Annotated in this window: 15 protein-coding genes and 2 pseudogenes; 14 read left to right on the top strand and 3 right to left on the bottom strand. The window is 45.3% G+C overall.

Annotated elements, in window-relative coordinates:
- Positions 1 to 213 precede the first annotated feature (213 nt).
- The 4 genes and pseudogenes from ASG89_RS04990 to ASG89_RS05005 all read left to right on the top strand — a co-directional run.
- The gene (locus ASG89_RS04990) at positions 214 to 3,855 is read left to right on the top strand and encodes a GH32 C-terminal domain-containing protein (RefSeq protein WP_057309299.1); all 3,642 of its coding nucleotides are present in this window, start codon (positions 214 to 216) and stop codon (positions 3,853 to 3,855) included.
- A gap of 225 nt (positions 3,856 to 4,080) precedes the next feature.
- Entirely contained in the window at positions 4,081 to 10,530 is a 6,450-nt protein-coding gene (locus ASG89_RS35050) for a family 16 glycoside hydrolase (protein WP_235549610.1), read from the top strand.
- A 266-nt stretch (positions 10,531 to 10,796) separates the two neighbouring features.
- Positions 10,797 to 11,447 (top strand): HAD family hydrolase, encoded by a 651-nt coding sequence (locus tag ASG89_RS05000; RefSeq protein WP_057309301.1) that lies wholly within the window; start codon positions 10,797 to 10,799, stop codon positions 11,445 to 11,447.
- Between the two features lie 194 nt (positions 11,448 to 11,641).
- Positions 11,642 to 11,926: pseudogene (locus ASG89_RS05005) on the top strand (GH32 C-terminal domain-containing protein); the annotation flags it as partial.
- A 1,505-nt stretch (positions 11,927 to 13,431) separates the two neighbouring features.
- On the opposite strand, the gene ASG89_RS05010 reads toward ASG89_RS05005, so the two are convergent.
- On the bottom strand, positions 13,432 to 14,091 hold the full coding sequence (locus tag ASG89_RS05010; protein ID WP_157276531.1) for a hypothetical protein: 660 nt from the start codon (positions 14,089 to 14,091) through the stop codon (positions 13,432 to 13,434).
- Positions 14,091 to 14,591, bottom strand: a complete 501-nt coding sequence (locus tag ASG89_RS05015; protein ID WP_057309307.1) for a hypothetical protein — start codon at positions 14,589 to 14,591, stop codon at positions 14,091 to 14,093. Before ASG89_RS05015 ends, ASG89_RS05010 begins: the two co-directional genes overlap by 1 nt.
- 602 nt (positions 14,592 to 15,193) lie before the next feature.
- Between ASG89_RS05015 and ASG89_RS05020 the strand changes: the two genes are divergently transcribed.
- The 5 genes from ASG89_RS05020 (at position 15,194) to ASG89_RS05040 (ending at position 22,491) form a co-directional block, all read left to right on the top strand.
- The gene (locus tag ASG89_RS05020) at positions 15,194 to 17,428 is read left to right on the top strand and encodes an AraC family transcriptional regulator (RefSeq protein ID WP_057309309.1); all 2,235 of its coding nucleotides are present in this window, start codon (positions 15,194 to 15,196) and stop codon (positions 17,426 to 17,428) included.
- A 297-nt stretch (positions 17,429 to 17,725) separates the two neighbouring features.
- On the top strand, positions 17,726 to 18,649 hold the full coding sequence (locus tag ASG89_RS05025; protein ID WP_057309311.1) for an ABC transporter permease: 924 nt from the start codon (positions 17,726 to 17,728) through the stop codon (positions 18,647 to 18,649).
- Position 18,650: 1 nt separating this feature from the next.
- The gene (locus ASG89_RS05030; protein WP_057309312.1) at positions 18,651 to 19,526 is read left to right on the top strand and encodes a carbohydrate ABC transporter permease; all 876 of its coding nucleotides are present in this window, start codon (positions 18,651 to 18,653) and stop codon (positions 19,524 to 19,526) included.
- A 161-nt stretch (positions 19,527 to 19,687) separates the two neighbouring features.
- Positions 19,688 to 21,184 carry an extracellular solute-binding protein gene (locus ASG89_RS05035; protein WP_057309313.1) on the top strand — a complete coding sequence of 499 codons (1,497 nt, stop codon included), beginning with the start codon at positions 19,688 to 19,690 and terminating at the stop codon, positions 21,182 to 21,184.
- A gap of 14 nt (positions 21,185 to 21,198) precedes the next feature.
- Positions 21,199 to 22,491 (top strand): sulfatase, encoded by a 1,293-nt coding sequence (locus ASG89_RS05040; protein ID WP_057309314.1) that lies wholly within the window; start codon positions 21,199 to 21,201, stop codon positions 22,489 to 22,491.
- Between the two features lie 112 nt (positions 22,492 to 22,603).
- Here ASG89_RS05040 and ASG89_RS05045 read toward each other — a convergent pair.
- Positions 22,604 to 22,809, bottom strand: a pseudogene (locus ASG89_RS05045) (helix-turn-helix transcriptional regulator).
- Between the two features lie 48 nt (positions 22,810 to 22,857).
- Here ASG89_RS05045 and ASG89_RS05050 point away from each other — a divergent pair.
- The 5 genes from ASG89_RS05050 to ASG89_RS05070 all read left to right on the top strand — a co-directional run bounded on the left by ASG89_RS05050 (position 22,858) and on the right by ASG89_RS05070 (position 26,101).
- Positions 22,858 to 23,040 (top strand): hypothetical protein, encoded by a 183-nt coding sequence (locus ASG89_RS05050; RefSeq protein ID WP_057309316.1) that lies wholly within the window; start codon positions 22,858 to 22,860, stop codon positions 23,038 to 23,040.
- Positions 23,041 to 23,156: 116 nt separating this feature from the next.
- On the top strand, positions 23,157 to 23,651 hold the full coding sequence (locus ASG89_RS05055) for an AAA family ATPase (RefSeq protein ID WP_057309318.1): 495 nt from the start codon (positions 23,157 to 23,159) through the stop codon (positions 23,649 to 23,651).
- Entirely contained in the window at positions 23,648 to 23,827 is a 180-nt protein-coding gene (locus tag ASG89_RS05060; protein ID WP_057309320.1) for a hypothetical protein, read from the top strand. Before ASG89_RS05055 ends, ASG89_RS05060 begins: the two co-directional genes overlap by 4 nt.
- A gap of 288 nt (positions 23,828 to 24,115) precedes the next feature.
- Positions 24,116 to 24,718, top strand: coding sequence for an extracellular solute-binding protein (locus ASG89_RS05065; RefSeq protein WP_157276532.1), 603 nt, complete (start codon positions 24,116 to 24,118; stop codon positions 24,716 to 24,718).
- A 69-nt stretch (positions 24,719 to 24,787) separates the two neighbouring features.
- A complete protein-coding gene (locus ASG89_RS05070; protein WP_057309323.1) occupies positions 24,788 to 26,101 on the top strand; it encodes a Gfo/Idh/MocA family protein in 1,314 nt (437 codons plus the stop codon).
- The last annotated feature ends 6 nt before the right edge of the window (positions 26,102 to 26,107 follow it).

The raw sequence follows: 26,107 nt of genomic DNA on the forward strand, positions 1-26,107 counted from the left end.
GTTCTATCGTAGAGAAAACACCTCTTCGATATGGTAGTGATTGCTCGATACTCTCACTTTACCAATCGAAGTGGTGTTTTCTATGTTATTAAGCTGACAATTCAACAGAGCACAACTCCAGGCTACTGATTTGGTAAATCTGATTTTCTAGGTGTGAAAGTTGAGAATATTTATTATCATTTACACAATCCAATGAATGGAAGTGGATGGCTGATGTTGAAGAATCGAATGTTTTATGGGGTAAAGCTCATACTCGCGATGATGCTTGCCATACCGATTTTATGGACAGGTAACGCTACAAGAGCAGCAGCCGATAGTTCTGGGGTGAATACGAACTTAAGTGGATGGGTGACGTCGGGGGATGCGGGGACGTTATTGAACAATGCAGACGGGAAGCTGCTCACATCGACTGGCAATTTCTTTGCGTTGTCCACCACGGCCGCAGACAATTTCACGTATGAAGCGGATGTGACCATTCGCCAATTCCAAGGGGGAGGCGCATTGGTATTCCGCTCCAATAACAGCGGCTGGGGCTCTTATATGCTGCAGATCGATCCGGTAGGCGGCCGGATTCGCTTGAAAGATGCGAACGGAGATCGGGAGCTGGGCGTGTACAGCGTTTCGCTTGCGGCTAACACAACCTATCATTTGAAAGTGAAAGCTGGTGGATCAGCGCTCCAGGTATACTGGGGGAGCAATGCTTCACCTGTGATCAATGTAAATGATACCGCTTACAGCGGTGGTTACTTAGGTCTTCAAGTTTGGAACAGCTCGATGCTGTTCCAGAACATCATAATGACACCGGAATCAACAACTCCGAATACTCCAACTGTGAACACGAACCTAAGCGGCTGGGTGACGTCGGGGGATGCGGGGACATTAACGAACAGTGCAGACGGGAAGCTGCTCACGTCTGGCGGTAATTTCTTTGCGTTATCGACAACGACTGCCAACGAATTCACGTATGAATCGGATGTGACCATTCGCCAATTTCAAGGGAAAGCTGCATTGGTTTTCCGTTCCAACAACAGCGGATGGGGCTCTTATATGCTGCAGATCGATCCAGTAGGCAGTCGTATTCGCTTGAAGGATGCGAACGGAGATCGGGAGCTGGGCGTGTACAGCGTTTCGCTTGCAGCCAACACAACCTATCATATGAAAGTGAGAGCTGTTGGATCAACGCTCCAGGTATACTGGGGGAACAATGCTACCCCCGTGATTAACGTAAATGATACCGCTTACACCGGGGGTTACTTAGGTGTTCAAGTTTGGAACAGCTCGATGCTGTTCCAGAACATCATAATGACGCCAGAATCAACAACTCCAACTCCAACTCCAACTCCAACTCCAACTCCACCCGTGAACACGAACCTAAGTGGTTGGGTAACTTCGGGGGATGTGGGGACGTCAACGAACAGTGCAGGCGGGATGCTGCTCACGTCTGGCGGCAATTTCTTTGCGCTATCGACAACGACTGCCAACAATTTCACGTATGAGGCGGATGTGACCATTCGCCAATTCCAAGGGAAAGGCGCATTGGTGTTCCGTTCCAACAACAGCGGCTGGGGCTCTTATATGCTGCAGATTGACCCGGCAGGCAACCGGATTCGCTTGAAAGATGCGAACGGAGATCGGGAGCTGGGCGTGTACAGCGTTTCGCTTGCGGCCAATACAGCCTATCATATGAAAGTGAGAGCTGTTGGATCAACGATCCAGGTATACTGGGGGAACAATGCTAACCCAGTGATTAGTGCGAATGATACCGCTTACAACGGAGGTTACTTAGGTCTTCAAGTTTGGAACAGCTCGATGTCGTTCCAGAACATCATAATGACACCGGATTCAACAACTCCGGATACTCCACCTGTGAACACGAACCTAAGCGGCTGGGTAAATAGTAATCTGAAAGGATGGACGTCAAGGGGCGAGTGGACACTGAATCTGAACGTTGTTAAAGGAGTGGGATCTGCGAACGCGGAAGCGACTATTATCGCCGACAGTGTGGCAAGCGATTTCGTGTTTGTAGGCGACGTGACGGTGGATTCGGGGGCGCCGCAAGCGGTCGCAGGGTTGATGTTCCGTTCCGACAGGGAAGGTGCGAACGGATACATTCTTCGGATACGGCCGAGCGATCATACCGTTACATTACTCAAAAAACACGGGGACACCGAAACGGTAATCCAATCGAAATCCGGCATTCCTTTGGCCACTGGGAACAAACACCATATTGAAATAACGGCGGAAGGTTCGAAGCTTACGGTTTATGTCGATGGGTATTCAGCGGAAAAGATCGTAGCACAAGATGCCGACTTTTTGAGCGGATACGCCGGAATGACGGTGACGAATGGGGCAGCCTATTTTCAAGATGTGTATCTTACGCCATACAGCAATTATTATACTGAGCTGTACCGGCCGCAATACCATTTTACGGACGCGCGAGGATGGGCCAGCGATCCGAACGGACTGGTGTATTTTGAAGGTGAATATCATCTGTTCCACCAGGATGGAGGCCAATGGGCTCATGCCATCAGCACCGACCTTTTACATTGGAAGCAGATGCCGCTTGCGTTGACATGGAACAACTTGGGGCATATTTGGTCGGGGTCCATTGTTGCGGATTTAACCAACGCTTCAGGGTTGTTCGAGGACTCGGGCGGTAAAGGTTTGATTGCCTATTATACTTCACACCATCCGACTAAACCGAACGGCAATCAGAAGATCGGGGCTGCGTACAGCAAAGACAAGGGGCGCACGTGGGTATATTACGGGGACGACGCCATAGTGCCCAACCCCGGCGGCATAAACGGCGATTGGGATTTCCGCGATCCGAAAGTCGTGCGCGACGACGTCAATAACCGATGGATTATGGTGGTATCTGGCGGGGATCACATTCGCTTCTATACATCGACGGATCTGCTTCATTGGACGTGGACCGACAATTTTGGGTATAGCCAGTATATACGCGGCGGGGTGTGGGAGTGCCCAGATTTGTTCCAACTTGCAGTGGACGGGAATGTGAACAATAAAAAATGGGTGCTGATGATCAGTACCGGCGGCAACCCGAATACGCAAGGTTCGTCGTCGGAATATTTCATTGGTCAGATAACGGCGGAAGGAAAATTCGTCAATGACAACCTTCCGGGCAAAGTGTTGCTTACCGACTTCGGGAAAGAGAATTACGCTTCGATGTCGTTCTACAACATGCCAGATAACCGGCGCATTACGATGGGATGGATGTCAAATTGGGATTACCCATTTAGCTTCCCGACCGAAGGTTGGAAAGGGCAATTGACAATTCCCCGCGAGCTGTCGTTAAAGACCGTGAACGGGAACGTCATCCTTGCGCAGAATCCGATAAGCGAACTGAGTTCATTGCGTGGAACCGATTTTTCAGTGAACAATGTTTCGGTAACACCGCAATCCGGCAATATCCTTGGAACGGTCAATGGAAAGGCATACGAAATTGACGTGGAACTCCAGCTCCCCAATTCCGGAGCGGCTACCGAATTCGGATTCCGATTGCGAGAAGGCGGGGGACAGAAGACGATCGTCGGCTATCGGAGCACCGATAACAAGATGTTCATCGATCGTTCAGCTTCCGGCAGAACGGATTTTACTACCAATTTTACGACGTTGCATGAAGCGGTCGTGCAGCCCGTCAACGGTGTCGTCCGTATGCATATCCTTGTGGATGAGTCTTCTATAGAGGTATTCGGCAACGACGGGGCAGTGGTCTTTTCCGACATCATCCTACCGAATTCCTCTAGCAGCGGGATGAGCTTTTATGCATCCGGTGGAACGGTTGTGGTGAAATCGTTACACGTGTATTCCTTGAAAAATACATGGAGAAGTTAGATGTAGATGGCAATACCGTACAATGAATAGTGCTGGATCGTCGATTGCTGGAACTCAGAGTCGGCGATCCAGCGTACATATGAAGATACCTTGATTGCAGAAATGAATTCGTTAGAGGAAATGAACAACCGGGAAAATTATCGAAAATTGTTCATATCGTTTTATAAATTATCATTTGCTCAATCCAATATGAAAGGGAAGGGATGACCGATGTTGGGGAATCGTATGTTTTATTGGGTAAAGGTCATTCTAGTGATGATGCTTGCCATACCAATTTTATGGACAGGTAACGCTACAAGAGCAGCGGCTGATGGTTCTGGGGTGAACACGAACCTAAGCGGCTGGACGACGTCGGGGGATACAGGGACGTTAACGAACAGTGCAGACGGGATGCTGCTCACATCCACTGGAAATTACTTTGCGCTGTCGTCAACGACTGCCGAAGATTTTACGTACGAAGCGGATGTGACGATTCACCAATTCCAAGGGGTAGGCGCGTTGGTGTTCCGCTCCAATAATAGCGGTTGGGGTTCCTATATGCTGCAAATCGATCCCGGCTCCGGCAGGATTCGTTTGAAGGATGCGAACAATGATCGAGGACTGGGTGTATACAACGTTTCGCTTGCGGTGAACGAAACGTATCATGTGAAAGTGAAGGCGGTGGGATCGACTTTTCAGGTCTACTGGGGGAACAATGCTACACCGGTGATCAGTGCAAATGATACCGCCTACAGCGGAGGTTACTTAGGTCTCCAAGTTTGGAACAGCTCAATGATGTTCCAGAACATCATAATGACGCCAGAATCAACCACTCCGAATACGCCAACCGTGAACACGAACTTGAGCGGATGGGCGACTTCGGGGGATGAGGGGACGTCAACGAGCAGTGCAGACGGGATGCTGCTCACGTCCAGTGGCAATTTCTTTGCGATGTCCGCTACGGCCGCAGACAATTTTACGTATGAAGCGGATGTGACGATTCACCAATTCCAAGGGGTAGGCGCGTTGGTGTTCCGCTCCAATGATAGCGGTTGGGGCTCATATATGCTGCAGATCGATCCGGTAAGCAGCCAGATTCGCTTGAAGGATGCGGACGGAGACCGAGAGTTAGGCGCGTACAGCGTTTCGCTTGCGGTCTACGATACCTATCATCTGAAAGTAAATGCGGTGGGATCGACGCTCGAAGTCTACTGGGGGAACAATGCTGCCCCTGTGATCGAGGCGAGTGACACCGCGTACAGCAATGGCTACTTGGGGCTTCAAGTTTGGAATAGCTCGATGCTGTTTCAGAACATCACTGTCCACGATTTGAGTGCGGTTTTCCCTCATGTTATTACGAACCTAAGTGGCTGGGCGACGTCGGGGGATGCGGGGACGGTATCGAACAGTACATACGGGATGCTACTCACGTCTGGCGGTAATTTCTTTGATCTATCGACAACGACTGCCGACAATTTCACGTATGAATCGGATGTGACCATTCGCCAATTCCAAGGGGTAGGCACAATGGTGTTCCGTTCCAACAACAGCGGCTGGGGCTCTTATATGCTGCAGATCGATCCAGGAAGCAGTCGGATTCGCTTGAAGGATGCGAACGGAGACCGAGAGCTTGGTGTGTACAGCGTTTCGCTTGCGGCCAACACCACCTATCATATGAAAGTGAAAGCTGTTGGATCGACGCTTCAGGTCTACTGGGGGAACAATGCAACACCGGTGATCGAGGTGAATGATACTGCTTATAGCGGAGGTTATTTAGGTCTTCAAGTTTGGAACAGCTCGATGCTGTTTCAGAACATCATCGTCAATGATCTAAGTCTAACGTTCCCTGGAGTAAATAGTAATCTGAGCGGGTGGCAAAAACGGGAGAGCGGTTCGGTGACTTCGGATAAGGAAGGCTTGCTGCTCTCGTCGGACGTGAATGTGATGGCCTTGTCAGAAACGATGAGCGATGATCTCAATTATGAGACGGATCTCATGCTGAAAAGCCAGAATGCCGTAGGCTCGCTTTTATTCCGATCCTATGACAGCGGCCGAGATGGATATTTGGTGCAGCTGGATCTAAAAGCACAGAAAATTCGATTGCTTGATGCGAATGATCAGCATCCAAACAGACTGTGGATCGAGAAGAATGTGACTCTTGCTGCGAATCAGATCTATCATTTGCGTGTCAAGGCGGAAAAATCGCATATTCAAGTGTATTTTAACGGGAAATACGATCCGTTGATCGTTGCTGATGACGGAACATACAGTAGTGGTCGTCTTGGTCTTCATGTATTTAATGGTTCGGTTCAGTTCCAAAATATCATGACCAGCGATTTGATTTCGAATCTGAAGGGTTGGACGTCAAGGGGCGAGTGGACGCCGAATCTTAATGGTGTGAAGGGAGTCGGGCCTGCGAACACGGAATCGACTCGTATCGCTGACAGTGTGGCAAGTGATTTCGTGTTTGAGGGCGACGTGACGGTGGATTCGGGGGCACCGCAAGCGGTCGCAGGGTTGATGTTCCGTTCCGACAGGGAAGGTACGAACGGATATATGCTTCGGATACATCCGAGCGATCATACTGTCACGTTACTCAAAAAACACGGGGACGCCGAAACGGAAATTCAATCGGTATCCGGCATTCCGATGACCGCTGGGAACAAGCACCATATTGAAATAACGGCGGAAGGTTCAAACCTCACGGTTTATGTCGATGGGTATTCGGCTTCGATGTTCGCAGCTAATGATGCCGACTTTTCGAGCGGATACGCCGGAATGACGGTGACGAACGGGACAGCCTATTTCCAAAATGTGTACCTTACGTCATACAGCAATTATTACGAAGAAACGTACCGGCCGCAATACCATTATTCGCCGGAGCGAGGATCAGTCAGCGATCCGAACGGACTGGTTTATTTTGAGGGTGAATATCATCTGTTTCACCAGGATGGAGGCCAATGGGCTCATGCCATCAGCACCGATCTTGTACATTGGAAGCAGATGCCGATTGCGTTGCCATGGAACAAATTGGGTCATATTTGGTCGGGATCCGCGGTTGCGGATGTATCCAACGCTTCAGGGTTGTTTGGGGATTCAGGGGGCAAAGGTTTGATTGCCTATTATACGTCATACAATCCGGACAAGCGGGGAGGAAATCAGAAGATTGGTTTAGCGTACAGCAAAGACAAGGGACGCACGTGGGAATATTACGGGGACGACGCCGTAGTGAATAACCCCGGCGGTATAAATGGCGATTGGGATTTCCGCGATCCGAAAATCGTGCGGGATGAAGACAATAACCGATGGATTATGGTGGTTTCAGGTGGGGATCATATTGAATTCTTTACATCGACGGATCTGCTTCATTGGTCGTGGAGCGACAATTTCGGATATGGCCCGTACTTACGTGGCGGTGTGTGGGAGTGCCCGGATTTGTTCCAACTCGCGGTGGACGGGAATGTTAACAATAAGAAATGGGTGCTGATGATTAGTACCGGCGCCAACCCGAATACGCAAGGCTCTTCGGCTGAATATTTCATTGGTCAGATAACGGCGGAGGGGAAATTCGTCAATGACAACCCGGCAGGAAAAGTACTGCTTACTGACTTCGGGAAGGACGCGTACGCATCGACATCGTTCTACAACACGCCAGATAATCGGCGCATTATGCTGGCATGGATGACAAATTGGGATTACCCATTTAGCTTCCCGACCGACGGTTGGAAAGGTCAAATGACAATGCCCCGCGAACTTTCGTTAAAGACCGTAAACGGGAATGTCATCCTTGCGCAGAATCCGATAAGCGAACTGGCTTCATTGCGTGGAACCGATTTTTCGCTCAACAACGTTTCGGTAACGCCGCAATCCGGCAACATCCTCGGAGCGGTCAAAGGAACAGCATACGAAATTGAAGCGGAAATCCAGCTACCCGATTCCGGAGCGGCTACCGAATTCGGATTCCGATTGCGAGAGGGCGGGGAACAGAAAACAGTTGTCGGCTATCGGAGTACCGATAACAAGATGTTCGTCGATCGATCCGCTTCCGGCAGAACGGATTTTACTACCAATTTTACGACGTTGCATGAGGCGGTCGTACAACCCGTTAACGGTGTGGTCCATATGCATATCTTAGTGGATGAGTCTTCTATAGAGGTATTCGGCAACGACGGGGCAGTTGTCTTCTCGGACATCATCTTACCGAATTCCACTAGCAGTGGGATGAGCTTTTATACATCCGGTGGAACGGTTGTCGTGAAAACGTTACACGAGTATTCTTTGAATCATACATCGAAAAGTTCGATGCTAGATGGTAATACCGTACAGCGAATCGTGTTGGATCACCGATTGCTGGAACTCGGAGTCGGCGATGAGCAGCGTGTTTATGCAGATGCGGAGCCCTATACGGCGCTCGATAAAACGTTGATATGGGAAACGAGCAATCCGAACGTTGTAAAGGTGCAGGGAGTGGACAACACAAGCGCGATATTGAGGGCCGTATCTTTAGGGCCGGCAACCATTACAGTCAAAACAGCAAACGGCGCTGTTCTCCGATCCATGGATGTCAGTGTCGGATCATTCTCGACGAATTTGAGCGGATGGAACGTTTACCCTGCATCGGAATGGGTACCTACATTGGACGGGATCCGCGGATCGTTCGACACGGATTCGAATAGCATGTCTGGCAATCAAGCGACCGATTTCACCTATGAAGCCGACCTGATGATATCGAAGAACGGCGGGGCTGGTTCGATCTTGTTCCGGGCGAGCGCGGATGGCTCCAATGGCTATTATTTCAACGTTGATCCGAATTTGCAAGTGCTTCGGCTGTTCTATAAAGCGGGAGGACAATTCGACGATCGACAAATCTTAGCCAAAGTGCCGAAGTTTCTGCAGAAAGGCTTGAATTATCATGCCAAAATCGTTGCTTCAGGGCCGCATATTCAAATTTATTTTGACAACCAGTTGGTGATCGATGTTACCGATTATTTGTACAGACAAGGATACTTCGGCCTAAACGTGTTTGGTGGTAAGGCGTATTATCAAAATGTGAACGTAACGAACACGACACCCATCGATTTGAACGTTTATCATTTTGTAAATAGGAATAGTGGCCAAGTTCTGGGCGTGAATGATCAAAACAACTCAACTAGAGTCAAAGTGCAACAACCTAATAACAAATCCATCAATCAGAATTGGATCTACTATAAGACCACAGACGATGCGTATTCGATACGATCCGCCAGCAGCGACAAATCGCTGGATTGGGATATGGGGCAGAATGCTATTAATTTGTATCCATTTTTGAATTATGATAATCAACGGTGGCTAATGATCGAGCATGAAGACGGAACGGTAACGATCGTTTCAAAACGTGATCCGAGTAAAGCGCTGGAAGCTGAAGCCGACGGAGCGGTGCAGCTTGCCGACAGGAACGACCGCGATAACCAAAAATGGAAAATCGTGCAGGTGGAAAAGCCTATTATATCAGATGATACACCCCCACCTTCTAGTCCTCCAGTTAGTAACCAAGACGGACCTGTAAAGGGTGCTTCGGTAATCACTCAGCCTTCACTTGATACCGGAGGGGGATTGAATGCAGAGGTTAAGACAGAGGACCTGCAAAACGCCATTAATAATGCTGCAGCAACAGGCAATGAAACTGTGACGATTGAGATACCTGCTAACAACTCGGCACTGTCTGTGAATGTATCCTTTCATACGGATGTTTTGAAGGAGGCTCATGACAAAGGTATTGACCGCATTGCGGTTAAGAGTCAATTTGGGACGGTAGCGATTACTCCTGATGCACTTGGAACAAACGACGGTAAAATTAATTTGTCAATTACAAGGGTAGATCCAACCATTTTAGATGCAAAACAGCAAGAGAAAATTGGTAATAAACCTGTATATGATTTCAACATCAGTGTTAACGGAACTCCAATAAGCAAATTTGGTTCTAAAAAATCCATGATGATTACTATGCCATACACCATTACGCCAGGAGAGAATCCTTATACAATTGTTGTATATTATCTTCGTGACGATAGCAAACTCGAAGTAATCAAGAATGGAACCTATGATGCCGCAACAGGTGGGATTACTTTCTTTACGAACCATTTCAGTAAATACGCAATAGCCGAAGTGAAAGTTACATTTACTGATTTAGGTTCTGCGGAATGGGCCCGAGCAGCAATCGAATCCTTATCGGCAAAACAAGTGATCAATGGTTACAGTGCTGAGCAATTTAATCCCCAAGGAATAGTTACTCGCGCTGAATTCCTGAAAATGCTATTAGGAGCGTTAGATCTTGTGGATGTTTCCGCGGAAATCAGGTTCAAAGATGTTCAAGCTGATCAGTGGTATGCAGGAACGATTGCAACTGCTCAGAAGTTGGGTATTGTCAGTGGATACCAGGACGGTACATTTAGACCCGATCAGACGATTACTCGAGAAGAAATGACTTTCATGGTTTCTAAAGCATCTAAGCTTGCTCAAGTTCCTTTAACTGCTGTGGTAGCTAAGGACATATTTAAGGATGATGCTGCGATTAGTGGTTTTGCAGCAGAGGCAGTGTCTGAGCTTCAACAAGCAGGAATTATCAACGGCTTTGAAGATGAATCTTTCAAGCCTAAGAATACTGCTTCTCGTGCAGAGGCTGCACAAATGATTAATAAAGTGCTTCTAAAAAAATAGTAATGCTCAGGAAGCCCCTTACTCTGAAAATTAGAGAAGGGGCTTCGCTTGAGGATCGTGGGACGTCACAACGCTTTTCCTGTAATCAGACTAGGTTTTGCACGAGTGTCGGATGACAAGACCATTGTCCGATTGCCGACTTCTTTAAAAGAGCGCGCTAAACTACCGGGCAGGTTAGCTTAACTTCCGGTCAAAGGAATTAAAATATATCATACGAATATTTGAAGATGCAGCAGCTACTCGCCTTATAACGAGAGGAGAAATGTATGATTAAAGCGGTCATTTTCGATATGGATGGGGTCATTATTGACTCTCACTCAGTTGCCTATCAGCTTTTATGTGAAACAGCTAATACATTTGGTTGCAACTTAACTAGTAAGGAGATCAAGACCTGGGGAAGTCTTAGTTCGAGGCAGTTTTGGACAAAAGTAAAAGAACAATACAACCTACCACATGATATTTCTTTATTGATCAATAGCTACAATCAAGACAGGGAAATAGAACTCTACAAATCAATGAAACCTATCCCAGGAGTAAAAGAATTTCTATATGATATTAAAAGTAACCAGGTAAAGACCGCTTTAGCGACTAGCGCATCTAAAAAAAGAATGGATGCTGTTATTCATCTATTTGAGCTCCACACACTTATTGATGAAATCGTTTGTGACGAAGAAGTAGCGGCATCTAAACCCGATCCTCAGATATTTCTTTTGGCGAGCCAAAAACTTGCTATTGAACCAGCTGAATGTTTGGTAATTGAAGACTCAGAAAATGGAAAAATTGCTGCTAAGAAAGCTGGCATGAAGTGTCTTGGGTTTAAGGGATTGAGCCATGTAAAAGAAAACATGGAGGGTTCCGACATGCTATTCTTTAATTTTAATGAACTCAATATAAAGGAATTACAGAAACAATTTTAATAATCTTCGTTGTTCCGCTCCCTCGGTATAATTTAATTTCCTCACGTAAGCTCGTCTATTCGCAGGATTTCATCCTTTAGGTTCCGATGATGAATGGAAAGATAGTCAGATATATTAGGATGTGTCGTTAAAAGGCATGCGGGAACAGAGGTGGAGTTGTTTCACCCAATTCATTCCAAATGCTGCACGTATTCTACTCTTATGTCAATAGAGCTTTTACAGGGCAGCCCGACAAGAGTGGTAAATATGTTGAAAGCAGGGCACCCTTTGATGTGAGTAAGAAGAACGTTCACTTGAAGATTCTCGTCGATAAAATAAGCATTGAAGTCTTTATGGATGATGGAACCATCGTTTTTTTCAATGAAATTTTCCCGGAATTAAACGATTAAGGAATTACCCTTTTTTCGGAAGGCGGCACCGCGATCTTTAAAAATGTTGTAATCAAGCACTTCAACAAAGATCAAATCAATCTAAAATGAACAAAGATTTGGTGTGAAATTATATTACTATGACCTCAGCGAGTTGTTTAGACAGAGCATGTGCAGATAACAATTTCTTTAGATCCGCATTACCAAACATCCGATAATTGATAATAGACTTGATGTATTTGACTTAGGAGTGGCTGATACTCTTAAGAAAGGTGAAGTTAAGATGGTTGGAGTAGTTCCTTATTCAAGCGTGTATAGAGGTGTCGAAGATATGATGTACAACAGGTTGTATTGGCACTTATTTTGAAGGTATTCCTGAGGATGGAAATGTTTTAAGGTATTCATCAAATACCATATAGATATACTAGGAGCTTACATTACAAATAAGAAAAGCATTAATAATGGGCGAATTAGGTGGCTTAAATGGTAGGGCGGTAGAAACAGGCGTGACCCTACGCTAATTTCGTCCGATTCTCTGCATGTTGCCCTTTCAGCACCTAACAATATCCCCATGTTCAATCCCATTGATACTTCTGAAGAAAGCGCAGGACATGCTCAGCAGCCTTCACGGTAAACCTGGTTGTCTCATAATCGCATACGGTTCCATCGTCCATAAAGCATTTGACAAATCCTCTGAGAGAAATCTGGATTGCCTGACCCCATATAGTTATTCATAGATCCAGCAGACTCGTCTTTGGACATTAAACTTTTAGGGTATCCTTTTCTAGATAAAGTTGTAAAGAAATTGAAAGTCAGTACACGAGCATTTTGAAATCTTTCAAATTGAATTTCGAGAATTTTCTTAATTGTACAACTGCAAGTTTTATGTTTGTCGATGGTTACTCGGGAATTGGAAAAACAACTTTTGCAAAGGAAATAATGAGCGAATTTAATAATATACACAAATGGCGAAATATCAGTTTTATTTACCCAAGCTCCTTATATCGATAATGAAAGAGAGTTTATCATTTCATTATTAAGAGCAGACGGAGTATTTTCCGGAAATATACCTACAGCAGATTTAAAAACAATTTTATTGAGAAAATTATCAAATTGCAAGGATTGCAAGTATCTAGTAATTGATGATTCACAAAATCTATTAATTTCAAATAAGCATATGATGAAGCATTTCTTGTTTATGTCATGGCTCGTGAACGAGACCAATATTAAAGTTTTATACTTAGGAACAATTCCGTTTCAACCACTTCTAGAAGATGAATAATACAAAACAATTTATAGAAGAAGCGTACTATACAATTTAAAGGCATCTTAGGATCACATTGATGAAAATTTAAACACGAGCCAATCTGGTATCGTGTTTTTTTGTGCTGAAACGATGATTTTGCGACATTTCATCTTACAAAATCCATACGAAATGCCAAATCATGATACAGAAGGCGCCAAAACCATGATACAAAAACACCGAAATTAGTTTAGTAAAAACGACAAAACAAGTTACAGTTATCAGTATTTTTTTTTTTTGTTATTGTATTGTTGTTGTTGTTGTTGTTGTTGTTGTTGTTGTTGTTGTTGTTGTTGTTGTACTTTTCTTTTCATCATATCTCAAAATCATCAAAAGTATTAGTAGACAACTCTTTATTTTTTACAAATCCAAAAAAGGTTTCTTGCCTGTTTGGATTCAACAAATAATCGTGGTAATGAACGCAATCATCAGTATCAAATTCAAATAGTACCTTTCCCTTTGCATATAACTTCAAATCACAATGACCATAAGGAAAAGCTATATTGGAATCAATATTATATTCATAACAATCATTGTCCACGAAGTCCATATTCCACTCTTTTCTGAAAGACAACGTTTTTCCTTGTCTATCCTTGAAAAAAGTGTAATTTCCTTTCACAGACATATCACAGGGGGAAACTTCTATTTTCCCTGCTATAACTTCTTTAAAACTTAGCTTGCCGAACCCTTGAATCTGAACAGCTATATTTTCACTTCTTTCAACAATCTCCCTAAGGCGAGTTTCACTTTCAAGACTTACGTACTTATTCCAACTGAATCTCGGCATTAGACTAGCACCCCAAACCATGATTTCCAAATTCTTTGGGAGTTTAGTCGTTATGTCAAAGAAAAGAGTCTTTCCATCATAAAAGTCAACAGTATCGTAATAATCATCAAATTTACTCTCAGTTATATCAACTTGGATTTTCATTTCATCACTCCAAAATTCAGATGAATAAAATTGCTCTTTCATTAAAGATAACCTAAAGTTATCTCACCATCATGGAAAAATTCAATAACATAATGTGAAGAACAGTAGACGTAAGTATCAAAGTCCACTGCTAAAACATCATCAAGTGCATTTATGAATCTTTGAAAATCAGTTTGCAAAACTGGGTAGCTTCCACTCCATATAATATAGATTGGAGTTCCTATGTCGATATTTAAGGATTTCAAAGTGTATAATACATCTGCTGCTATTTTTATTTCGGTTTTCTTAGAAATTTTATCCCAATCAATTCTTCCCCAAGGAGTAAAATAGTAAGCATTAACTAATTCGTTCCTCATTGTTTCACTTGATTCTTCGGACAAAATGATAGTGCCTTCACCCAAAGCGTCTAAACATTCCTCAAATAATACGCCATATGATAATTTCTGCTTAGACTTATGCTTTTGTAAAAGCTTTTCTAATCTCCATTTTCTATCGCTCTTATGTTCCATGACTTCACCCTTAAATAAAAATCGTGCTTTCATGTGCGCAGATGATCTTCGAGAATAGCACTCAACTCTCCACGATCTAAGAATTAATAACCTATAAATTAGTCTAGTGACATTGGCAAAAATCGCTTTACTTGAACCAATAGAAGCGTGTGCGCCAATATTAAATAGTAATTGTCCAGTAGGTAATGAATCACTAATATATCCATGCCTGAGAGTTGTGTTTAAAATAGCTCGAGAATATTCTAAAGGTATTCCTATCTGAACTTCATCGTTTGGAAGGGCGATGGTATCATTACACGGACTGCATTTTCGTCATCCGTTTCACTTCAACATTGTGTGCATGCAAGGCTTGGAATGTAGGGTCGTGGGATAATAGGTGAAACACAGTGAAATACAAGTGCTCACGAATAGTGAGTTACCTCCTTCATGAGCTTAATTTTCCCCTTGTATTTACCTGAACTTCGTTCTGCTAGATTCATGGCCGGTGCAAGTGGAAACCTGAACTTGCGAAATACTCATTTTAGGAATATATGCAGCAAACGACTACTTATTAGGTCAACTGATGCTTATTGCGTCTCAAATGCAAGATCCCTATAATTATACTACTACATTATTGTATGGGGAGAATGCTTTGTATGATGAAGTACAGCTACTTGAAAAAATTATTTATATATAGCTTAATTTTGGGAGCCTTGCCTGTCATCGTAATGGGTGTGTTTTCTTATCAGCGCGCCTCGACGGTCATTCAGCACAAGGTTGATGAAGCTAATCGACAAATTTTAAACCGGGCCGTGAACAGCATCGAGCACAAGCTGGAAACCGCGCATATCATGGCCACCCAATTTGCCAATTCAACGCTGGCCGTCTCCGCCCTGGAGCTTGATTTGAACAGGTACCAGTTCGAGGTGGTTAACGACCTGATGAAGACCATTAGGGCATTTCAGGTATTTGATTTTGTGGAAAGTGTCTATTTCGTAAATCTTGAAAAAGAGTGGCTCGTCAGTTACAAGGGATTGGAACGGCTGAGCGAGACCGGCGCTCTCTCTGAATGGTCCGCTTCATTGTCACATCCTGCACAGTGGGAAACGGGATCAGAGGAAGGGTCTGTCTGCTTAATCAAGCCGTTGCCTTTTCTATCTGGCCAATCGCCACCCAGAGCGGCACTTGTCCTAAAGTTTTCCCCTCGATTGTTTGACTCACTGGTTAGAAGTGAAAGCTTCGGAGACACCGTGATTTACAATGAAAACCTAGAAATGATCTTCCGCAATTCGGAAACCCTGAGCTCGAAAGAGCAGCAAGCGAAGCTTGAGAGGGCATTAAAGCTCCAGTCCGCAGAGCAGCAGGATATCGACATCGAGTTGGACGGCGCTCCTATGCTGATCACGGTTCAGAATTCGGGCTATAACGGGTGGAAATATGTTTCCCTGGTCCATCTGTCCGAGATTACTAAAGAGTCTAAAGCGATCGGCTGGGTTACGCTATCTGTGTGTGTAACGATCATTTTGATTACATTGGGTCTGGCCTGGCAAGGCTCGAAAATGTTCTATTCTCCGATCCGATTATTACGAGATATGGTCGCCGGTTCGAATCATGAATCAGTCTCGTCGGCAGCTACGGACGAGATTCAGTATATTCGTACAGGAATACAAGGGCTGCTTGGAAATAAATTGGAGCTTCAGAAACAACTTCAGAAACAGTTTCCCTATTTGCATGAGCTGTTTGTGATCAAACTCCTTCTGGGTCAATTAAGCAGCAAGGAAATAAGAGGGCACATCGAGATGTTTGATATTGTCCAGAACTGGAGCCGATCCAGTGTCCTGACGCTTAGAGTGTACTCTCTCGATGGATCCCGGTTTGAGGAACGGGATCTGGGGCTGATCTTGTATGCAGTGAAGAACATAATGGAAGAGATTTTAACAGTGGTGCAACCGTTTAAGCCGGTCATCATGAATGAGAGCTGCGTGGCTATCGTTGTGGATTCTTCTGCAGGTATAGTGCCGGCAGAGGATCGATTAATGCACCTCTGTGAGGAAATCAAAGAAAAGATTCAAACGTTTATTGGTCTGGAGATTCAAATGGGCGTCAGTCGATTTCATGCAGAGCTGGAGCAAGCGTCCGTTGCATTTGCAGACTCGACCGCGGCGTTACACTTCTGCCAGCGAACCGGCTATCGCGGCGTGATGCGGTCGGAGCAAGCGGATCCGGGCAGTTTGCTAGAGATGACATACCCTGCGCGCCAAGAGCAGGAATTATTGGAAGCGATTCAAAGCGGAGATCGGTCAGCGGCGAATGAGGTCGTAGCGCGCATCCTAGAGAAAATTGAGGAAAGACATTTTACTCAAATCGAAGCGCAGGTGTTATTTTATCAGTTGTTCGTCAAATTAAACGGCTTACTTCAAAGAGATAAGCAGACCTTGAAAAAAATGCTCCTGGATGTGGAGCATGTCCAAACCTTGTTTCGTACCACAAGCTTTGAGGAACTGGGGCACTGGTTTACAAGTATGGGATTGGAACCCTTATTTCATCTATTGCTTGCTCGCGAACAGTCACACCAAAGTCAAATGGCTCAAAGAATCAAAGATGTAGTTCATAAACGGTTCGAGGAAAATCTTACGCTTGAAGCGATTGCGGATCTCATGAATTTTAATGCCAATTACCTAAGCAGAGTGTTCAAAAAGGAAGTGGGAATGAGCTTCAGCGACTATATGGCGAACATCAAGCTGGAGATGGCCAAGCAATTGTTGACCGAGAGCGATATGCAAGTTCAACAAATCGCAGAAATACTGCATTATCAGAGTACAGCAGCCTTTATTCGTTACTTTCGAAAGATGGAGGGCATGACCCCTTCCAGCTACAGGGATAGCAAGTAGTAGCGGCAGATAACCGGGAGCGAGAGGCGGAAGCTGCGTTTAGGCGTGTCAGGATCCAGTTGCTCGAAACGTACCTTGTCGCAAAGAAGGCCGCGCCGCTTCGCCTTGTAGGAAGGCTTCGTATGCAGTAGATGACCCGAAGCCCGAGTAACATGATGCACTGTGCTGCGGCAAAGGGCATGTTTATGCGATTCGGCATATGCAAGAAGCTACATGGAATGTGAGCGTAAGGTGCATATAGACTTCTGACAATGATGCGGCTTAAAGTGAGGGTACAAACGAGAAGGAGGGAACCTCATGCAGCACGTGTCAATGGCTCGTCGATGGCAACAGCAATTGCTTCGAGATCGTTGGTTGTATCTTATGCTATTGCCTGGCATTATTTTTTTTCTGGTTTACAAGTACCTGCCGATGTGGGGTGTGGTGATTGCATTCCAAAATTATTCCCCCGGACTGGGATTGTTCCAGAGCGAGTGGGTAGGGTTAAAGCATTTCAACCGATTGTTTTCCGAGCCTACTTTCTGGATGTTATTTCGCAATACGATTCTGTTGTCCGCTTACCAGCTCATCTTCTTTTTTCCGATTCCGATTGTGCTTGCCTTAATGTTGAACGAGCTGAGAAACCAGGTGTTCAAGAGATTCGTCCAGACGGTGATCTACATTCCGCATTTCGTTTCCTGGGTAGTCATCGCAGGCATCAGTTATTTGTTCCTGACGCCCGAAGGCGGGTTTATTAATGAACTGTTCGGAGTGCTCGGTCTAAAAAAAGTAAATTTTTTGATGAGTACCGATTGGTTCAGGCCGTTGCAAGTGACTCAAGTCATTTGGAAGGAAGCTGGTTGGGGAACAATCATTTTCCTTGCCGCGCTTGCCGGAGTGGATCCTCAGCTCTACGAAGCGGCCAAGATTGACGGGGCAAACCGCTGGAGGCAGCTTTGGCATATCACGTTGCCCGCGCTGCGCAGTACGATCGTGATTTTGTTTATTCTGAAGCTGGGAGACATTATGGAACAAGGCGCTGAACATATCCTGCTGCTGCTGAATGCGGTGAATCGTGAGGTTGGCGAAGTGTTCGATACTTATGTCTACACGGCAGGGCTGCTGCAAGGGAATTTCAGTTACAGTGCCGCAGTAGGTTTGTTCAAGTCGCTTGTAGGCCTGATCCTTGTACTGGCTGCGAATTATTTGGCCAAGAAATCAGGTGAAGAGGGGGTGTTCTGATATGGCGAGGCGTTCCCTCGGAGTTAAGGGGTTTGATGTCATCAATATTGGGCTGTTAGGGTTTATCGCCATTCTTATGGTATTTCCGTTTATTTATATCATCGCACTGTCCTTTTCGGATGAGAAGACGATCGCCGAAGGCGGATTGATTCTTTTTCCGAAGGGCTGGTCCCTGGAGGCATACCGATATATTTTTTCCACGGATACCTTAATGAGAGGCCTTTACAATTCAATCCTGATTACGATAGGCGGTACGATTGTCAATCTGGCCATGACCAGTTTAATGGCTTACCCCTTATCAAAGACCCATCTGTTAGGAAGAAAAAGCATTCTCATGCTCGTGATTTTCACCATTTTGTTTAGCGGAGGGTTGATTCCTACTTTTCTTGTCGTGAAGTGGACGGGTCTGCTTGACAGCTTGTGGTCGGTCATCATTCCAACCTCGATCAGTGCATTTTATTTAATCATTCTCAAAAACTTCTTTCAGCAAATCCCGGAAGGGTTGGAAGAATCGGCCAAGATCGACGGTGCCAACGATATGGTCATTCTGCTTCGCATTGTATTGCCGTTATCTTTGCCCGCTATGGCGACGTTTGCGTTGTTTTACGCAGTCAGTCACTGGAATATGTATTTTCAAGCGATCATGTATATCAACGATAGTTCGAAGTGGCCGATCCAGGTGCTGCTGCGGCAGATTGTGATCCTGTCCCAAAGTTCTGTCGGTGAGAGCTCTTCTATATCGGATGAAACGGTCCTGCCTCCGCAGTCCATTAAAATGGCCGTGATCGTGTTTGCCACCGTTCCAATCATGCTCGTATATCCATTTCTGCAGAAACATTTTGCCAAGGGTGTTCTTCTGGGCTCCGTCAAAGGTTAAAACGTTGCTTACATTCGATCGATCTTACTGAAAACGAGGTCAGCTTTGGATACAACGATATCCCCGATGAAAAGATGGAAGGTGCGATGGTATGAGGAACCCTTTGTGCCATCTGCCTCGGTAAATGCCGAGGGGTTATTTAAAAATGGGAGGTTATGAACATGAGAAAAAAAGGCTGGTTCACCGGCGCAGTCGCAGGTCTGTCATTGTTGGGATTGATGGGCTGCAGCACCAATGGGACAACACAGGACACCACTCAGAATCAAGGAAATGAGGCAGATGCTCCCTACAAGATCAGCATGATGTTCAACTATGATATTGCCCCCCCGAAGAACGATTCTGAGGTTGTGAAAATCATTGAGAATTACACCAACACGAAGTTGGATCTGCAAGCGGTTCCAGACTCCACGCGTTCGGAGAAATTCAATGTCATGGTCGCTTCGGACAATTTGCCGACTGCTGTCAAAGCCTTTTATACGGTGGCCGAGGTCAACGCCATTAAAAACGGGCTTTTCTGGGAGATCGGCCCTTACCTGAAGGATTATCCGAATCTGTCCTCCATTAACCCGCTCGTTTACGATAATCTGAAGGTCGATGGAAAAATATACGGAATTCCGTCAGTTCGGGATCTGGCAAGGAATACGTTCGTGTACCGCAAAGACTGGCTGGATAAACTCGGACTGCCGGAGCCCAAGACCGTGGATGATTTCTATAACATGCTGCTTGCCTTCGCTACCAAGGACCCTGACGGCAACGGGCAGAATGATACCTACGGGCTTATCGAGAACGATGGTTTGTTCAATTTGGATATGATCGCCGCCTATTTTGGAGCGCCTAATCAGTGGGGGGTTGAAAATGAAAAGCTCATCCCGTCCTTTTCAACGGAAGCTTATTTGGAAGCGCTGAAGTTCTACCGCAAACTGTATGAAAAGAAGCTCATCAATCAGGACTTTCCCATCACGTCACGTGATCTCTGGTTTAATATTTGGAAATCGGGGAAAGCGGGGGCTATGCGTCAAATTACCGCAAACGGCTTGGTGCGGCAGCAGGAGGCACAGAAGATAGATCCCAAAGCTCAAATCGGCATGGTTTCTCTTCTCAAAGGACCGCGTGGCACCTCGATCTACTCGGAACGGGGGAGCAACGGATTTTTCCTCATCTCGAAATCAGCAGTCAAGACGGAAGCGGAATTAAAGAAGGTGCTGTCTTTCTTTGATAAATTAATGGACAAAGAAATGGCCGATCTGTTTAACTGGGGCATCAAGGATAGGACGTATACCATCGAAAATGGAAAAGCCAAGTATGTAGAGGGTGACGCCTACTCGAAGCTTATTCAGCCGTATGGTCAAATCGCTGTAGGAGATATAGTGAAAAACTCAACGCCCGGAATTCTCCATCCGCTTCATGAAATGTCGGTTAAGATGAATGCGGAAAATGAGAAAGCAGCCGTGGTCAATCTTGCGCTGACCTTGGATTCCCCTACCAATAACGAAAAGAGAGCACAGCTTGACAAGATCATCTCGGATACCCAGATCAAGTTTATTCTGGGGGAAATCGATGAAGCAGGGTGGGCTAAAGCGATAGAGGAGTGGAAAAAGAACGGCGGTCAGAAAATAATCGAGGAATTTACTACTGCGTATAAGAAAAGTCGGCCCTAAAGGATGATGACAACATGAATATTGTGTATTTGCATTCTCATGATACAGGACGTTATATTCAGCCCTACGGCTATCAGGTGCCGACCCCTCACTTAATGAAGCTTGCCGAGGAGGGGGTTCTGTTCCGGCACGCGTATTGTGCGGCTCCGACATGTTCGCCGAGTCGGGCTGCCCTATTGACCGGCATGTCACCTCATTCCTGCGGAATGTTGGGCTTGGCGCATCGAGGATTTTCACTTGTCAACCCCGAGCGGCATCTGGCAACGTACTTGCGGGAGAACGGCTTCAAGACGGTATTGTGCGGTGTCCAACATGAAGCCAAAGATCCTGCCGACCTTGGCTATATAGATGTCTTGCCAGTAGAATCCGGCTCGGATGATCGACGCAATGCGACCCTTGCGGCCGAATATATAAAAGCCTACCGATCCGAGCAGCCTTTCTTTCTATCGTTTGGGATGTTCAACACGCACAGAGCTTTTCCGGAAGCGGATCCCGATATACGAGCGGATTATGTCATGCCTCACGCGATGTTTTACGATCATCCGGACAACCGCGAGGATATGGCAAGATATATGACTTCGGCAAGAATAATGGATGACAGCATCGGGATCGTCCTGGAAGCTTTAGCGCAATCGGGACGGTCGTCCGATACACTGATCCTATATACGACCGATCATGGCATCGCTTTCCCGCACATGAAAAGCCAGCTTTATGATACCGGCATTGGCGTTTCACTCATCATGAAGCATCCCGGCGCATTTCCCCGGCAGGGAGCTGTCGATACCCTGGTTTCTCAGGTCGATGTGTTTCCCACGATATGCGAGCTACTCGAACTGGATAAGCCGGATTGGCTTCAGGGCGTCTCCCTGCTTCCGGTGCTGACGGACGCGGTAGAACAGGTCAGGGAGGAGATCTACGCCGAGGTAACCTATCATGCCGCCTATGAGCCCATGCGCTGTATTCGCACTCCGCGCTATAAGTACATCAGACTGTACGAGGATCATGGCCGGCATGTAGCAGCGAATATCGACGATGGGTTAAGCAAGACCTTCTTGATGGAGCATGGATTTCTCGATGAGACTCGTGAGCAGGAGATGCTGTTTGATCTTTATCTGGACCCGGTGGAAAGGGTTAACCTTGTGGGACGACCGGAGTATTCCGTGATTCACCAGTCGTTGCAGGATCGACTGACAAGTTGGATGAAGCAGACGGATGACCCGTTGCTCACAGGTCGGGTAGCGAAACCGGCAGGCGTCCGAATCAACAAGAGCAGCACCTTAAGTCCGAGCGAACAAGATTATGAATAAGATGAGCTGTGAGTCTTCATGAAACAACAGCGGTACATGAACGGTCTTCGAAGCTTGTTGTTTATCTTGTCAAACCGGTATGCATAGCTATCAGAAAGCCTCTTGGCACATCTCAAGCATGCTGATCCTCCTCATAAATAAAGATTTCTTCGATACTCATACCGAAAAACGAGCAACCTTGAACGCTAAAAGAATCGATGGGTTATAACGTTCGTTTTCCAGCGAACCGATCGTTCGCCTTGACACTTCAAGAGCCATTGCCAATTCTTCTTGCTTTATTCCGCGTTGCTTGCGGGTTTCTTCTAAATGGTTGTTCAAAGCACTCACTCTCCTCATGGAAAGCTGACTTTCCATAAGGAGAGTATAATGTACAGTGTAAAGCATAAAATCGATCCGTTACCTAACCAATTAATAACTAATTTAACTGATCTAAAAGAACACTATAAGGATTTGGGTCCAGAGTTTTTTGAGGGAGAATTAATTTTGGATATAGTTATACCTAAAGACACAAATGTTGAGACTATCCAATCTTTTTTGTTTAATGCTTGACACAGTATATTAAGCTAAAGAGGATTGATAGCGTAATATTTAGGGAGCTGACTGCCTCGGGGCAGCTGCTTCTTGGATTCGTTGAGGGACGGGCAGGATAGTTCAATCATTTCATAGTGGAAAAACTACCTTCGCTAAAGAATTGGAATCTGTCTTACAACAATGTAGTCATTGGTCAGGACAATCATGCTGAATTTATTAATAGTCATTATAAGAAACTTCTCCCTATAGAAGGGCTTAACACACTAAAATTCTCTATTACCAATGCGATTGTTGAATATGCTGCTGTACAAAGTAATTTTCACATCATCTTGAGCAATTGTAATCTAAATAAATCAGGACGAACAAATGTACTCAGTTATTTTCATGAAAAGGGATTTACAAGTATTATTGTTTACTTTAATTTATCTATTGAATTACTGAAAACACGGGTTGAACAAACGCAAAGAAGTAAAGCTATTTTCAGAAGTGCATCGAGCTTATTAGAAGTATTGGAGCGACAAGGAAATTCGGGAGAAATACCACCTAGTGAAATGGGCTTTGTCAAAAAAGGAGCGCCTCGGTATGATGGGTATGTCCACAACACCATCAAGGAGGCGCTCTTATTATGAAGTTTAAGCAATCAGAGGGACAATATCAACGGATAGAACGAATTACCACTTCCCTTCTTGTTGTAGGAATTGATATAGCGAAGGAAGTCCACGTAGCCCAAGCTACGAACTTTCGTGGGATCGTACTTTCTAATAGGCATCTTACTTTCAAAAACACCATCGAAGGGCTTCGATAAATTACAACGGTGGATCGACGGATTACAGCAGAAACACCGATTAATGAGTCTTATAATCGGAATGGAGCCCACAGGATATTTGAATTCCCATGTTGCCCAGCCCGTATCCCGTAGAGTGTACTTTCTTTGTACATACATTTGGTTATATTTCGTTACAGGATTATCAGTTGTGATGAATTGTCTGTCGCTTTTGTTGATTAATAACACGCATTTTAGATCCTTTAATATGGGGAAGTTTTCAATCGCTGAAGAAATATGCGTTTTATCCATTTTTAGCATTGTGCTCATTTGAAAGATGTTGTTAATATTCCTGCTCCCACAGGTCCAGATGGTAAAGGAGGCATGCTGATCGGTTCTCCGGTCAATATGGCTTGGTCTATTCCAAAATCGAACAAACATCCAGAAGAAGCCATTAAGTTCTTGAACTGGTTTTATTCCGAAGAAGCTCTGAAGTTCCTTGATTACGGCTTGGAAGGCGAAGATTATTCGTTAGAAAATGGCAAAGTGAATTATAAATATCCGACAAATGCGGATGAGATCAACAAAGAAAATATGCATCTCATGTTCCTTCGCTTTGCAGGTCCATCTTATTTGGCCAATGAATCATTTATGAAGGGTCGTAAGGATGGGGATGTAATCGCAAATGCGATCAAAATAGCTAAAGCAGAAGGCCGGCAAGACGATGGACTGGATATGCCGATACCGCCGACCTTGCAGTCGAAGCCAGAGCTTGGTAAAAACGGTTTGTGGATGGAGACAACAGCCAAAATCATGACCGGCAAAGACCCAGTCGACAGCTTTGATAAATTCGTAGAGGATTGGAAAAAGCGTGGTGGGGATCAAATAATTAAAGATGCAACGGAATGGTACAACGCTAAAAATAAAAAGTAAGTTGATCGCTCCCTCCCCCTCCTTTCCTAAGATGGAGGGAGCATCTTTAATAAGCAGGGGGTAATCATTTTGAATAATACCAATCAGCTCAATGAGAATTTCACGAATGGTCAGCCTATAACTGCGGTAATCGTGGGCGCCGGACATCGTAGCTTGCTTTATGCTTCTTATGCGACGAAACATCCTGATCAATTACGAATCGTTGGGATCGTTGAACCTGATCCTGTCCGAAGAGAACTGACCGCTAATAAATTCGGGCTTACGTCTGAATGCTGCTTTGAAACAGTTGAGCAGTTGGTCACGAAGCCTCGGATTTCGGAAGCAGCGATCAACGGAACCATGGACCATCTTCACATCCAAACGACGCTCCCGTTACTTGAAGCCGGCTATCATGTTCTTTTAGAGAAACCGATCGGAACGAACGAAGAAGAGATGTATTTGCTGCACCAAAAAGCAAAAGAGCATAATCGTACTGTGATGATCTGTCACGTTTTACGGTATGCCCCCTTCTATGTGGAAGTTCGCAAAAGAATCGAGGCTGGCGATATCGGAGAAGTCGTCAATATTCAAACCGCAGAACATGTTAGTTATCATCACATGGCGGCTTCCTTTATTAGGGGGAAGTGGAACTCCAAAGAAACATGCAAATCCTCTATGCTCATGGCTAAATGCTGTCATGATTTGGATATTATAAGCTGGATGACGGGTGGAATTAGACCAACGAGAGTAAGCAGCTTCGGTGGTCTGGTGCACTTTAAACCAGAAAATGCGCCGGAAGGCTCGGGAAAACGGTGTCTGGTCGACTGCAAGATTGAAGAAAGCTGTCCTTATTCAGCAAGGAAGCATTACATCGAACAGGGACGTTGGGGCTTTTACGTATGGGAAAACGATTATTTGGGGATAGCTCCGACGGAGGAGGAGAAGATAGACATCCTGCGTACGAGTAGTCCGTTTGGGCAATGCGTATGGCATTGTGACAATGATGTAGTCGATCGCCAATCCGTTGTTGTGGAATTCGAGAATGGCGCTACAGCTACGCACAATATGGTTGGGGCAACTTCCAAGCCATGTAGAACTATCTTCATTATCGGGACAAAAGGGGAAATTCAGGGAACTTTGGAAGATGGTTCATTTGTAATCAGACATCCTGATGCTCGTGCTGGACATGAATACACAGAGGAGCGAGTAACCGTAAATGTAACCAACGACAGTCATGGTGGGGGAGATTTACTGCTTGTGAATGATTTCGTACGTGTTCTGCGGGGGGAAAACCCGTCGATATCAAGCACATCTTTGGAGAAATCCATTTATGGGCATCTAATCGGATTTTCCGCAGAGTGTTCCCGACTGGAAAACAGAATTGTGAAGATCGGAGTTATGTAAGTGGAG

The organism is Paenibacillus sp. Soil766 (assembly GCF_001428105.1).
Lineage (GTDB): Bacteria > Bacillota > Bacilli > Paenibacillales > NBRC-103111 > Paenibacillus_E.

What these genes read in the sequence shown, in the direction of transcription:
- ASG89_RS04990 (WP_057309299.1), top strand. Translation starts at nt 214, where the DNA reads ATGTTGAAGAATCGAATGTTTTATGGGGTAAAGCTCATACTCGCGATG.
- ASG89_RS35050 (WP_235549610.1), top strand. Translation starts at nt 4,081, where the DNA reads ATGTTTTATTGGGTAAAGGTCATTCTAGTGATGATGCTTGCCATACCA.
- ASG89_RS05000 (WP_057309301.1), top strand. Translation starts at nt 10,797, where the DNA reads ATGATTAAAGCGGTCATTTTCGATATGGATGGGGTCATTATTGACTCT.
- ASG89_RS05010 (WP_157276531.1), bottom strand. Translation starts at nt 14,091, where the DNA reads ATGAAAGAGCAATTTTATTCATCTGAATTTTGGAGTGATGAAATGAAA.
- ASG89_RS05015 (WP_057309307.1), bottom strand. Translation starts at nt 14,591, where the DNA reads ATGAAAGCACGATTTTTATTTAAGGGTGAAGTCATGGAACATAAGAGC.
- ASG89_RS05020 (WP_057309309.1), top strand. Translation starts at nt 15,194, where the DNA reads ATGATGAAGTACAGCTACTTGAAAAAATTATTTATATATAGCTTAATT.
- ASG89_RS05025 (WP_057309311.1), top strand. Translation starts at nt 17,726, where the DNA reads ATGCAGCACGTGTCAATGGCTCGTCGATGGCAACAGCAATTGCTTCGA.
- ASG89_RS05030 (WP_057309312.1), top strand. Translation starts at nt 18,651, where the DNA reads ATGGCGAGGCGTTCCCTCGGAGTTAAGGGGTTTGATGTCATCAATATT.
- ASG89_RS05035 (WP_057309313.1), top strand. Translation starts at nt 19,688, where the DNA reads ATGAGAAAAAAAGGCTGGTTCACCGGCGCAGTCGCAGGTCTGTCATTG.
- ASG89_RS05040 (WP_057309314.1), top strand. Translation starts at nt 21,199, where the DNA reads ATGAATATTGTGTATTTGCATTCTCATGATACAGGACGTTATATTCAG.
- ASG89_RS05050 (WP_057309316.1), top strand. Translation starts at nt 22,858, where the DNA reads ATGTACAGTGTAAAGCATAAAATCGATCCGTTACCTAACCAATTAATA.
- ASG89_RS05060 (WP_057309320.1), top strand. Translation starts at nt 23,648, where the DNA reads ATGAAGTTTAAGCAATCAGAGGGACAATATCAACGGATAGAACGAATT.